This is a genomic window from Tianxiuia mixotrophica (genome assembly GCF_050596425.1).
Lineage (GTDB): Bacteria > Bacillota > Clostridia > Peptostreptococcales > Acidaminobacteraceae.
The window spans coordinates 416,650-429,177 of the sequence record NZ_CP192292.1; the positions used below are offsets into that span (position 1 = coordinate 416,650).

A 12,528-nucleotide genomic window follows, 5' to 3' on the forward strand; every position below is an offset into this window, starting at 1 on the left:
TAGATTGAACCTTGAAAACTGCATATGAAATAAATTAGAAGACGAAAACGTATCAAACCAAGATAATTAAAACTAAGTTTTGAGAATTAAGGGAAGATACAGTTTCACTGAGGTAAACAAAACTCAAACTCGAATAATTACTCATTGATTAATATCAAGAGAACAGTTTATCGAAAATAACTTAGGTTATTTAAGAAAATTGGTCAAGTTAATAAGAGCATAGGGTGGATGCCTTGGCACTAAGAGCCGATGAAGGACGTGGTAAGCTGCGAAAAGTCTTGGGGAGCTGCAAGCGAGCGTTGATCCAGGAATGTCCGAATGGGGAAACCCGGCTACTGTAATAGGTAGTCACCGTGCACTGAATACATAGGTGTACGGAGGGAGACTCGGGGAACTGAAACATCTAAGTACCCGAAGGAGAAGAAAACAAAAGTGATTTCCTAAGTAGCGGCGAGCGAACGGGAAGCAGGCCAAACCAGAGACTACGGTTTCTGGGGTTGTGGACGCATCATAAGTGATGGCGGTATTCTAGTCGAAGAGGTTTGGAAAGACCCACCGAAGAAGGTGACAGTCCTGTAGACGAAAGAAGAAGGCCCACGATGCGCACCAGAGTACCACGGGGCACGTGAAACCTTGTGGGAAGCCGGGAGGACCATCTCCCAAGCCTAAATACTCCTTAGTGACCGATAGCGCATAGTACCGTGAGGGAAAGGTGAAAAGAACCCCTGTCGGGGAGTGAAAAAGAACCTGAAACCCTATGTTTACAAGCAGTCGAAGAACTTTATATGTTCGACGGCGTACTTTTTGTAGAACGGGCCAACGAGTTACGTTATATAGCAAGGTTAAGGTGTTCAGCACTGAAGCCGTAGCGAAAGCGAGTCTGAAGAGGGCGTATAGTTGTATGGCGTAGACCCGAAACCGGGTGACCTATCCATGAGCAGGGTGAAGCTGAAGTAAAATTCAGTGGAGGCCCGAACCCATATCTGTTGAAAAAGGTTGGGATGACTTGTGGATAGCGGAGAAATTCCAATCGAACTCGGAGATAGCTGGTTCTCCCCGAAATAGCTTTAGGGCTAGCCTTGATGTGAGTGACGCGGAGGTAGAGCACTGACTGTCCTAGGGGGCTTCACCGCCTACCGAAGACTATCAAACTCCGAATGCCGCAGTCATATAATCAGGAGTCAGACTATGTATGATAAGATTCATGGTCGAGAGGGAAACAGCCCAGACCGTCAGCTAAGGTCCCAAAGTCCAAGTTAAGTGGGAAAGGATGTGGGGTTGCTTAGACAACTAGGATGTTGGCTTAGAAGCAGCCATTCATTTAAAGAGTGCGTAATAGCTCACTAGTCGAGTGACCCTGCGCCGAAAATTACCGGGGCTCAAACTTGGCACCGAAGCTACGGCAACGTTTAGACGTTGGGTAGGGGAGCATTGTATACGGGCAGAAGCTATACCGTAAGGAGTGGTGGACTGTATACAAGAGAGAATGTTGGCATGAGTAGCGAGAGGCAGGTGAGAATCCTGCCCGCCGAAAACCTAAGGTTTCCTGGGGAAGGTTCGTCCGCCCAGGGTTAGTCAGGACCTAAGCCGAGGACGAAAGTCGTAGGCGATGGACAACTGGTTAAGATTCCAGTACCACCGAAAGTCGTCTGAGAGACGGAGTGACAGGGAATGCAAAACGATCGCACCGATGGATGTGCGTCCAAGCGTCAAGTGAGAACCGGTAGGCAAATCCGCTGGTTTAATTGCAAGGCGTGATGGGGAGCGAAAAATAAGTAGCGAAGTCGTTGGAGAGTCCTTCAAGAAAAGCTTCTATCGAGACCTAGGTGCCTGTACCGTAAACCGACACAGGTAGGAGAGTAGAGAATACTAAGGCGAGCGAGATAACCATTGTTAAGGAACTCGGCAAAATGACCCCGTAACTTCGGGAGAAGGGGTGCCGCATTAGGGTTAACGCCCGAAGCGGCCGCAGAGAACAGGCCCAAGCAACTGTTTACCAAAAACACAGGTCTCTGCTAAGTCGAAAGACGATGTATAGGGGCTGACGCCTGCCCGGTGCTGGAAGGTTATGAGGAGAGGTTAGCGTAAGCGAAGCTTTGAATCGAAGCCCCAGTAAACGGCGGCCGTAACTATAACGGTCCTAAGGTAGCGAAATTCCTTGTCGGGTAAGTTCCGACCCGCACGAAAGGCGTAATGATTTGGGCACTGTCTCAACAATGGACTCGGTGAAATTGTAGTACCGGTAAAGATGCCGGTTACCCGCAGCAGGACGGAAAGACCCCGTGGAGCTTTACTGTAGCTTGGCACTGGATTTTGGTATAGCATGTACAGGATAGGTGGGAGACTAAGAAGTATGCACGCTAGTGTGTATGGAGTCACCGTTGGGATACCACTCTTGCTATATCAGTGTCCTAACCGTGCGCTGTTATCCAGCGTCGGGACAATGTCAGGTGGGCAGTTTGACTGGGGCGGTCGCCTCCTAAAAAGTAACGGAGGCGCTCAAAGGTTCCCTCAGTGCGGTTGGAAATCGCGCGAAGAGTGCAAAGGCAAAAGGGAGCTTGACTGCGAGACATACAGGTCGAGCAGGGACGAAAGTCGGACTTAGTGATCCGGCGGTACCGAATGGAAGGGCCGTCGCTCAACGGATAAAAGCTACCCCGGGGATAACAGGCTTATCTCCCCCAAGAGTCCACATCGACGGGGAGGTTTGGCACCTCGATGTCGGCTCGTCTCATCCTGGGGCTGTAGTCGGTCCCAAGGGTTGGGCTGTTCGCCCATTAAAGAGGCACGCGAGCTGGGTTCAGAACGTCGTGAGACAGTTCGGTCCCTATCCGCTGTGGGCGCAGGAAATTTGAGAGGAGCTGTCCTTAGTACGAGAGGACCGGGATGGACATACCTCTGGTGTATCTGTTGTTCCGCCAGGAGCACTGCAGAGTAGCTACGTATGGACGGGATAAGCGCTGAAGGCATCTAAGCGCGAAGCCCCCCTCAAGATAAGATTTCCCATCCTTTATGGAGTAAGACCCCTGATAGACTAACAGGTTGATAGGTCCAAGGTGTAAGTGCAGCAATGTACTCAGCTGATGGATACTAATAGGTCGAGGACTTGACCAATATAGATTTTGAGTCATTCCTAGTGAAACAAATCTTCTAAAATATTATCATGTGCAGTTTTGAAGAGTTCAATCTCTTTAAATACTGAAGTGTTTAATACAAGTCAATCGAGGCGCATATCTGAAAGAGTGAAGGCGCGTACTGTGGTACGTAACTGAGTGATAGAAGATGTGCAACGAAGAGTGACGCAGTAGAAAACATTTCAGACAATGAAATCCGGTGATGATGGCGAGGAGGCCACACCTGTTCCCATTCCGAACACAGCAGTTAAGCTCCTCAGCGCCGATGGTACTTGGCGGGCAGCCGCCTGGGAGAGTAGGTCGTCGCCGGTTTCATTTTTACATTTTTCGCGAAAGCGTGAATGTGTTTCCTACCTGGGGGTAGGACAATGATAAATTGGCCCCTTGGTCAAGTGGTTAAGACACCGCCCTTTCACGGCGGTAACAGGGGTTCGAATCCCCTAGGGGTCACCACTTATTATTATATGGCCCAGTAGTTCAGTTGGTTAGAACGCCAGCCTGTCACGCTGGAGGTCGAGAGTTCGAGTCTCTTCTGGGTCGCCATTTAAATGTGCCGGTGTAGCTCAATTGGTAGAGCAACTGACTTGTAATCAGTAGGTCGCGGGTTCGAGTCCCATCACCGGCTCCATTTATTTTTTTATCGGGGTGTAGCGCAGTTTGGTAGCGCATCTGGTTTGGGACCAGAGGGTCGCGGGTTCAAATCCTGCCACCCCGACCATTATAGAAAACCATCATTCAATGAATGATGGTTTTTTCGTATGTGCGAAAGTTTCATAGAATTTGATAACGATAAGAATATATACAATCCTGGATTCAAGTCGGTTTCGCAGCTCATCGTAGTGTCAGCAATGATCGCATAGCAAAAAACTGCATGTATGTGTTTTCACTTTGTTATTGTAGGTGAAGACAATTGAAACTTTAAAAATAATTAATGATCAAAATTCAGAGAAATCTGCTCAAATCTCTTGAAAATGATATTATAATGATGATACATAAAATAGTAAAAAAGTAGGATAAAGCTTTGGGAGCTGGTGACCTTAAATGTTTACAAGAAACAAAATTACAAAGCAATCGATAGCTATTACAGCTTCAATCATTTTATGGGTGATCTTTTTTCTTTGGACAACGAACAATGATTTTAAAAGAATATCTATTATAGATGAGTATCAAAATGAAACAATTCAGGTGAAAAGTTCCTTGAATGTTTATATTAGCGGATTGATAGACTTAAACACATCTATTCAAGACCTAAACTTTAAAAATAAAAATGAACCAGATTTCGAGCAGGCTTTAAAAAGGCGAGAACAAATACAGGCTGAATACGTAAATATCAGTCAAGCTGTCCTTCAAATGAATAAAGTACATTTTCCAGAGCGGAGGATACTAGATAATTCATATGATAGGATGAAAAAAGCGGCAGATGCATTGGATGCGCTTTCCCAAAACATTTTATTAGAAAGTCAGTTGGTAAGTGGATCAAATCAAGAAGAAAGTATAGATGCAGGTTTTATTTACGAAAGTCTGGCTAAGGCGCATATGCATACAGAAAATCTAGATAAGATAATATATCTTACCGAAAAGAATAGATTATCAATTTTAAAGACCATCAAGCATCGTACATTTACGAGTATAGGCATTCTTATTATAATGGTTGCTTTTGCATATGTTTGGATTGTTCATATAAAAGTCATGTATCCTCTAAAGAAGATTCGCAATGAAATTGGTGTGAGCACAGATGGATACCATCAAAAAGCAATCACCAATAGTAGAAATGATGAAATTGGTGAGCTGATAGATGCATACAATCATTTTCACAATAAAACGAACACGATTGAGGTTTTGGTGAAAAAGTTAAGTGAGCATGATCACTTTGAAGATATTCTAGATTTTATATTTTCAAGTTTTAAGGCCTATATACCATATAATCGAATTGGCATTGCTGTGCTAACATCGGATAAAACACATATAAGAGCGTTGAGTGCTCGTTCAGATAAATCAATTAAATTGGGGAAGAACTACACTGCTAAACTTAGTGAGACAAGCTTAGAATCTATTATCTCATCAGGAGAACCACGTGTTCTAAACGACTTAGAAAACTATTATTCCCTAAAGAGATATTCCGAATCAACAAAGCTTATGCTGGACGAAGGCATGCGCTCCAGTGTGACATTTCCCTTAATAGTACGTAATGAATGTGTCGGGGTGGTATTCTTCTCGTCAACACAAAAGAATTGTTATGAAGGACAACATATAAATTTCCTAAAAACCATAGCAGGATCTCTAGCTTCAGCTTTTGACCATAGCTTTTTGCATGACCAGCTTCTTGTGTCCACCATTCGAGGCTTTGCCCAATTGGTAGAATCTAAGGATTCGGATACAGGCAATCATATAGATAGAATGCAGACATATTCTGTAATGATTGCTGAACTTCTCTATAAAGACGGTGTATACAAAGATATTCTTGACGATAGTCTGATTAAGCAAATTAAGGATTTCAGTCCACTACACGATATTGGCAAAGTTGGTATTCCAGATGGCATTCTTTTAAAGCCAGGGAAGTTGACCCCTGAAGAGTTTGCTTTGATGAAAACCCACGTGTCTATAGGATCAGACATATTAGAAGATATGAATGACCAAATTAAGGGAGAAAGTCGAGCTTTCTATAAAACAGGGATAGAGATTGTCCGCCATCATCATGAAAAATATGATGGAAGTGGTTATCCTGATCAATTAAAGGGAGAAGATATTCCATTATCCGCTCGCATTGTCGCTTTAGCCGATGTTCTTGATGCACTGACAAGTAAGCGTCCATACAAAGAAGCTTTTGATATGGAAAAGGCGAAATCAATTATAGGTGAGGGAAAAGGAAAACATTTTGATCCCAAGATTGTTGATATTGTCCTTGCGAACTGGTCAAAATTTGAAAAGCAAATTAGTGATTTCTATGCTGCTGAAAACCAAAGCGGCCTGGCTATGATTTCTTAAATACATTATATTGTGTATAATATGATGTGGAAATACTAGATATACCTTAAAACGATGTCGAATATGGCATCGTTTTTTTCTTAGATTAGGGAGACATAGACATGTAAACTATAGGTGGTATTTTTCAGAATTATTTTTTATTTAAAAAGCCGTTGACACAATCTCAGGAAGGTGCTATTATATACAAGTCGTCAACGACAGGCCAGCATTGCTAGCGCGAGAAACGGTCTGTTACCAACGAGTACAAGAACTTTTCAAGAAAAAAACTTTTTAAAAAGTTCTTGACAAATTCGGATGACACTGGTAAGATAATAGAGTCGCTGGAACACAGCGCTTAACAAAAAATCAATCAAGTTTTTACATAAAACAAGTTGATTTAACGGTCTTTGAAAATTAAACAGTATAGAATTATAACACGTTCAATTCTTTACCGCATCAAGACAAGGTCTAGATGCAAAACAATTGATTCGAAACGGATATAATGATAACAATAATTAGTCAGCATATCTGAGACGGACAAAACAATTTGAAACATTTTTTCAAAGAGTTTGATCCTGGCTCAGGATGAACGCTGGCGGCGTGCTTAACACATGCAAGTCGAGCGAGAAGCTTTTGACGGATCCTTCGGGTGACGGATGGAGTGGAAAGCGGCGGACGGGTGAGTAACGCGTGGGCAACCTGCCCTGTACAGAGGGATAGCCACTGGAAACGGTGATTAATACCTCATAAGACCACAGTGCTGCATAGCACAGGGGTAAAAACTCTGGTGGTACAGGATGGGCCCGCGTCTGATTAGCTAGTTGGTAAGGTAACGGCTTACCAAGGCGACGATCAGTAGCCGACCTGAGAGGGTGATCGGCCACACTGGAACTGAGACACGGTCCAGACTCCTACGGGAGGCAGCAGTGGGGAATATTGCACAATGGGCGAAAGCCTGATGCAGCAACGCCGCGTGAACGATGAAGGCCTTCGGGTTGTAAAGTTCTTTTCTTGGAGAAGAAAATTTGACGGTATCCAAGGAATAAGCCCCGGCTAACTACGTGCCAGCAGCCGCGGTAATACGTAGGGGGCAAGCGTTATCCGGAATCACTGGGCGTAAAGGGAGTGTAGGCGGTCAAGCAAGTCAGGGGTGAAAGGCATCGGCTCAACCGATGTAAGCCTTTGAAACTGTTTGACTTGAGTGCAGGAGAGGTAAGTGGAATTCCTAGTGTAGCGGTGAAATGCGTAGATATTAGGAGGAACACCAGTGGCGAAGGCGACTTACTGGACTGTAACTGACGCTGAGGCTCGAAAGCGTGGGGAGCGAACAGGATTAGATACCCTGGTAGTCCACGCCGTAAACGATGAATACTAGGTGTCTGGGGTCGAACCTAGGTGCCGCAGCTAACGCATTAAGTATTCCGCCTGGGGAGTACGCACGCAAGTGTGAAACTCAAAGGAATTGACGGGGACCCGCACAAGCAGCGGAGCATGTGGTTTAATTCGAAGCAACGCGAAGAACCTTACCAGGTCTTGACATACAGATGACCGGTCCTTAGCCGGACCTTTCCTTCGGGACATCTGATACAGGTGGTGCATGGTTGTCGTCAGCTCGTGTCGTGAGATGTTGGGTTAAGTCCCGCAACGAGCGCAACCCTTATTTTTAGTTGCCATCAGTTAGGCTGGGCACTCTAAAGAGACTGCCGTGGACAACACGGAGGAAGGTGGGGATGACGTCAAATCATCATGCCCCTTATGATCTGGGCTACACACGTGCTACAATGGTCGGTACAACGGGCAGCGAAGGGGTGACCTGGAGCAAATCCTATAAAGCCGATCTCAGTTCGGATTGCAGGCTGCAACTCGCCTGCATGAAGTTGGAGTTGCTAGTAATCGTGGATCAGAATGCCGCGGTGAATGCGTTCCCGGGTCTTGTACACACCGCCCGTCACACCATGGAAGCTGGGGGCGCCCGAAGCCCGTGATCCAACCCCTTGTGGGAGGAAGCGGTCGAAGGTGAAATCAGTGACTAGGGTGAAGTCGTAACAAGGTAGCCGTATCGGAAGGTGCGGCTGGATCACCTCCTTTCTAAGGAGAACGTACTCTATACTGTTTAATTTTGAGAGACTGTAAAGTTTCTTAAGAAGTGGGCGTATAGCTCAGTTGGTTAGAGCGCACGCCTGATAAGCGTGAGGTCGGTGGTTCGAATCCACCTATGCCCACCACTTCAAGAATTGAACCTTGAAAACTGCATATGAAATAAATTAGAAGACGAAAACGTATCAAACCAAGATAATTAAAACTAAGTTTTGAGAATTAAGGGAAGATACAGTTTCACTGAGGTAAACAAAACTCAAACTCGAATAATTACTCATTGATTAATATCAAGAGAACAGTTTATCGAAAATAACTTAGGTTATTTTAGAAAATTGGTCAAGTTAATAAGAGCATAGGGTGGATGCCTTGGCACTAAGAGCCGAAGAAGGACGTGGTAAGCTGCGAAAAGTCTTGGGGAGCTGCAAGCGAGCGTTGATCCAGGAATGTCCGAATGGGGAAACCCGGCTACTGTAATAGGTAGTCACCGTGCACTGAATACATAGGTGTACGGAGGGAGACTCGGGGAACTGAAACATCTAAGTACCCGAAGGAGAAGAAAACAAAAGTGATTTCCTAAGTAGCGGCGAGCGAACGGGAAGCAGGCCAAACCAGAGACTACGGTTTCTGGGGTTGTGGACGCATCATAAGTGATGGCGGTATTCTAGTCGAAGAGGTTTGGAAAGACCCACCGAAGAAGGTGACAGTCCTGTAGACGAAAGAAGAAGGCCCACGATGCGCACCAGAGTACCACGGGGCACGTGAAACCTTGTGGGAAGCCGGGAGGACCATCTCCCAAGCCTAAATACTCCTTAGTGACCGATAGCGCATAGTACCGTGAGGGAAAGGTGAAAAGAACCCCTGTCGGGGAGTGAAAAAGAACCTGAAACCCTATGTTTACAAGCAGTCGAAGAACTTTATATGTTCGACGGCGTACTTTTTGTAGAACGGGCCAACGAGTTACGTTATATAGCAAGGTTAAGGTGTTCAGCACTGAAGCCGTAGCGAAAGCGAGTCTGAAGAGGGCGTATAGTTGTATGGCGTAGACCCGAAACCGGGTGACCTATCCATGAGCAGGGTGAAGCTGAAGTAAAATTCAGTGGAGGCCCGAACCCATATCTGTTGAAAAAGGTTGGGATGACTTGTGGATAGCGGAGAAATTCCAATCGAACTCGGAGATAGCTGGTTCTCCCCGAAATAGCTTTAGGGCTAGCCTTGATGTGAGTGACGCGGAGGTAGAGCACTGACTGTCCTAGGGGGCTTCACCGCCTACCGAAGACTATCAAACTCCGAATGCCGCAGTCATATAATCAGGAGTCAGACTATGTATGATAAGATTCATGGTCGAGAGGGAAACAGCCCAGACCGTCAGCTAAGGTCCCAAAGTCCAAGTTAAGTGGGAAAGGATGTGGGGTTGCTTAGACAACTAGGATGTTGGCTTAGAAGCAGCCATTCATTTAAAGAGTGCGTAATAGCTCACTAGTCGAGTGACCCTGCGCCGAAAATTACCGGGGCTCAAACTTGGCACCGAAGCTACGGCAACGTTTAGACGTTGGGTAGGGGAGCATTGTATACGGGCAGAAGCTATACCGTAAGGAGTGGTGGACTGTATACAAGAGAGAATGTTGGCATGAGTAGCGAGAGGCAGGTGAGAATCCTGCCCGCCGAAAACCTAAGGTTTCCTGGGGAAGGTTCGTCCGCCCAGGGTTAGTCAGGACCTAAGCCGAGGACGAAAGTCGTAGGCGATGGACAACTGGTTAAGATTCCAGTACCACCGAAAGTCGTCTGAGAGACGGAGTGACAGGGAATGCAAAACGATCGCACCGATGGATGTGCGTCCAAGCGTCAAGTGAGAACCGGTAGGCAAATCCGCTGGTTTAATTGCAAGGCGTGATGGGGAGCGAAAAATAAGTAGCGAAGTCGTTGGAGAGTCCTTCAAGAAAAGCTTCTATCGAGACCTAGGTGCCTGTACCGTAAACCGACACAGGTAGGAGAGTAGAGAATACTAAGGCGAGCGAGATAACCATTGTTAAGGAACTCGGCAAAATGACCCCGTAACTTCGGGAGAAGGGGTGCCGCATTAGGGTTAACGCCCGAAGCGGCCGCAGAGAACAGGCCCAAGCAACTGTTTACCAAAAACACAGGTCTCTGCTAAGTCGAAAGACGATGTATAGGGGCTGACGCCTGCCCGGTGCTGGAAGGTTATGAGGAGAGGTTAGCGTAAGCGAAGCTTTGAATCGAAGCCCCAGTAAACGGCGGCCGTAACTATAACGGTCCTAAGGTAGCGAAATTCCTTGTCGGGTAAGTTCCGACCCGCACGAAAGGCGTAATGATTTGGGCACTGTCTCAACAATGGACTCGGTGAAATTGTAGTACCGGTAAAGATGCCGGTTACCCGCAGCAGGACGGAAAGACCCCGTGGAGCTTTACTGTAGCTTGGCACTGGATTTTGGTATAGCATGTACAGGATAGGTGGGAGACTAAGAAGTATGCACGCTAGTGTGTATGGAGTCACCGTTGGGATACCACTCTTGCTATATCAGTGTCCTAACCGTGCGCTGTTATCCAGCGTCGGGACAATGTCAGGTGGGCAGTTTGACTGGGGCGGTCGCCTCCTAAAAAGTAACGGAGGCGCTCAAAGGTTCCCTCAGTGCGGTTGGAAATCGCGCGAAGAGTGCAAAGGCAAAAGGGAGCTTGACTGCGAGACATACAGGTCGAGCAGGGACGAAAGTCGGACTTAGTGATCCGGCGGTACCGAATGGAAGGGCCGTCGCTCAACGGATAAAAGCTACCCCGGGGATAACAGGCTTATCTCCCCCAAGAGTCCACATCGACGGGGAGGTTTGGCACCTCGATGTCGGCTCGTCTCATCCTGGGGCTGTAGTCGGTCCCAAGGGTTGGGCTGTTCGCCCATTAAAGAGGCACGCGAGCTGGGTTCAGAACGTCGTGAGACAGTTCGGTCCCTATCCGCTGTGGGCGCAGGAAATTTGAGAGGAGCTGTCCTTAGTACGAGAGGACCGGGATGGACATACCTCTGGTGTATCTGTTGTTCCGCCAGGAGCACTGCAGAGTAGCTACGTATGGACGGGATAAGCGCTGAAGGCATCTAAGCGCGAAGCCCCCCTCAAGATAAGATTTCCCATCCTTTATGGAGTAAGACCCCTGATAGACTAACAGGTTGATAGGTCCAAGGTGTAAGTGCAGCAATGTACTCAGCTGATGGATACTAATAGGTCGAGGACTTGACCAATATAGATTTTGAGTCATTCCAACGTGAAACAAATCTTCTAAAATATTATCATGTGCAGTTTTGAAGAGTTCAATCTCTTTAAATACTGAAGTGTTTAATACAAGTCAATCGAGGCGCATATCTGAAAGAGCGAAGGCGCGTACTGTGGTACGTAACTGAGTGAGAGAAGATGTGCAACGAAGAGTGACGCAGTAGAAAACATTTCAGACAATGAAATCCGGTGATGATGGCGAGGAGGCCACACCTGTTCCCATTCCGAACACAGCAGTTAAGCTCCTCAGCGCCGATGGTACTTGGCGGGCAGCCGCCTGGGAGAGTAGGTCGTCGCCGGTTTCTAAAATGTTCCAAGGTAGCTCAATGGTGGAGCAACCGGCTGTTAACCGGTAGGCTGTGGGTTCGAGTCCCACCCTTGGAGCCATTTATTTGGCCCCTTGGTCAAGTGGTTAAGACACCGCCCTTTCACGGCGGTAACAGGGGTTCGAATCCCCTAGGGGTCACCACTTAATTTAATAATGAATGTGAAAGCATTTATTTTGGGAGTATAGCTCAGCTGGGAGAGCATCTGCCTTACAAGCAGAGGGTCATAGGTTCGAGCCCTATTACTCCCACCACATGCGGGTGTGGCGGAATTGGCAGACGCGCTAGATTTAGGTTCTAGTGTCAATAGACGTGGGGGTTCAAGTCCCTCCACCCGCACCAAATTTTGCGGAAGTGGCTCAGTGGTAGAGCATCGCCTTGCCAAGGCGAGGGTCGCGAGTTCGAATCTCGTCTTCCGCTCCATTTAAAATACGGAGAGGTACCGAAGTGGTCATAACGGGGCGGTCTTGAAAACCGTTAGGGTGCAAGCCCACGTGGGTTCGAATCCCACCCTCTCCGCCATTTTATTTTAAGATTTGCCCAGATAGCTCAGTCGGTAGAGCAGGGGACTGAAAATCCCCGTGTCGGTGGTTCGATTCCGCCTCTGGGCACCAAGAAAAGCTGTTTACAGATTTAATCTGTAGACAGCTTTATTTGCATATATAGGATCTTTAAAAAGAATAGAGTTCTTAAAATTATTTATGTATAAAAATTAAATGAAGCGAGGAA

General features: G+C 46.7%; 1 protein-coding gene, 12 tRNA genes and 5 rRNA genes. All 18 read left to right on the forward strand.

Going from position 1 to position 12,528, the window contains the following annotated elements; translation table 11 throughout:
• Nucleotides 1-201 precede the first annotated feature (201 nt).
• Nucleotides 202-3,114 (forward strand): 23S ribosomal RNA (locus ACQ4KW_RS01955).
• Nucleotides 3,115-3,329: 215 nt separating this feature from the next.
• Nucleotides 3,330-3,446 (forward strand): 5S ribosomal RNA (gene rrf, locus ACQ4KW_RS01960).
• 66 nt (nucleotides 3,447-3,512) lie between these two features.
• Nucleotides 3,513-3,587, forward strand: a tRNA-Glu gene (locus ACQ4KW_RS01965).
• 13 nt (nucleotides 3,588-3,600) lie between these two features.
• Nucleotides 3,601-3,677 (forward strand) — tRNA-Asp (locus tag ACQ4KW_RS01970).
• Nucleotides 3,678-3,686: 9 nt separating this feature from the next.
• Nucleotides 3,687-3,762 (forward strand) — tRNA-Thr (locus tag ACQ4KW_RS01975).
• A 13-nt stretch (nucleotides 3,763-3,775) separates the two neighbouring features.
• A tRNA-Pro gene (locus ACQ4KW_RS01980) sits at nucleotides 3,776-3,852 on the forward strand.
• 323 nt (nucleotides 3,853-4,175) lie between these two features.
• The gene (locus tag ACQ4KW_RS01985; RefSeq protein ID WP_430884870.1) at nucleotides 4,176-6,119 is read left to right on the forward strand and encodes an HD domain-containing phosphohydrolase; all 1,944 of its coding nucleotides are present in this window, start codon (nucleotides 4,176-4,178) and stop codon (nucleotides 6,117-6,119) included.
• 536 nt (nucleotides 6,120-6,655) lie between these two features.
• Nucleotides 6,656-8,186 (forward strand): 16S ribosomal RNA (locus ACQ4KW_RS01990).
• Between the two features lie 60 nt (nucleotides 8,187-8,246).
• Nucleotides 8,247-8,323, forward strand: a tRNA-Ile gene (locus ACQ4KW_RS01995).
• A 206-nt stretch (nucleotides 8,324-8,529) separates the two neighbouring features.
• Nucleotides 8,530-11,442: ribosomal RNA gene (locus ACQ4KW_RS02000) — 23S ribosomal RNA — on the forward strand.
• Between the two features lie 216 nt (nucleotides 11,443-11,658).
• Nucleotides 11,659-11,775: ribosomal RNA gene (rrf, locus tag ACQ4KW_RS02005) — 5S ribosomal RNA — on the forward strand.
• Together the 16S, 23S and 5S rRNA genes with 8 tRNA genes alongside form the textbook arrangement of a ribosomal RNA operon.
• A gap of 10 nt (nucleotides 11,776-11,785) precedes the next feature.
• Nucleotides 11,786-11,860 (forward strand) — tRNA-Asn (locus ACQ4KW_RS02010).
• A gap of 7 nt (nucleotides 11,861-11,867) precedes the next feature.
• A tRNA-Glu gene (locus tag ACQ4KW_RS02015) sits at nucleotides 11,868-11,942 on the forward strand.
• 35 nt (nucleotides 11,943-11,977) lie between these two features.
• Nucleotides 11,978-12,053: transfer RNA gene (locus tag ACQ4KW_RS02020), tRNA-Val, on the forward strand.
• Between the two features lie 3 nt (nucleotides 12,054-12,056).
• A tRNA-Leu gene (locus ACQ4KW_RS02025) sits at nucleotides 12,057-12,141 on the forward strand.
• A 6-nt stretch (nucleotides 12,142-12,147) separates the two neighbouring features.
• A tRNA-Gly gene (locus ACQ4KW_RS02030) sits at nucleotides 12,148-12,222 on the forward strand.
• A gap of 10 nt (nucleotides 12,223-12,232) precedes the next feature.
• A tRNA-Ser gene (locus tag ACQ4KW_RS02035) sits at nucleotides 12,233-12,321 on the forward strand.
• Nucleotides 12,322-12,337: 16 nt separating this feature from the next.
• A tRNA-Phe gene (locus ACQ4KW_RS02040) sits at nucleotides 12,338-12,413 on the forward strand.
• Nucleotides 12,414-12,528: the final 115 nt, after the last annotated feature.

What these genes read in the sequence shown, in the direction of transcription:
- ACQ4KW_RS01985 (WP_430884870.1), top strand. Translation starts at nt 4,176, where the DNA reads ATGTTTACAAGAAACAAAATTACAAAGCAATCGATAGCTATTACAGCT.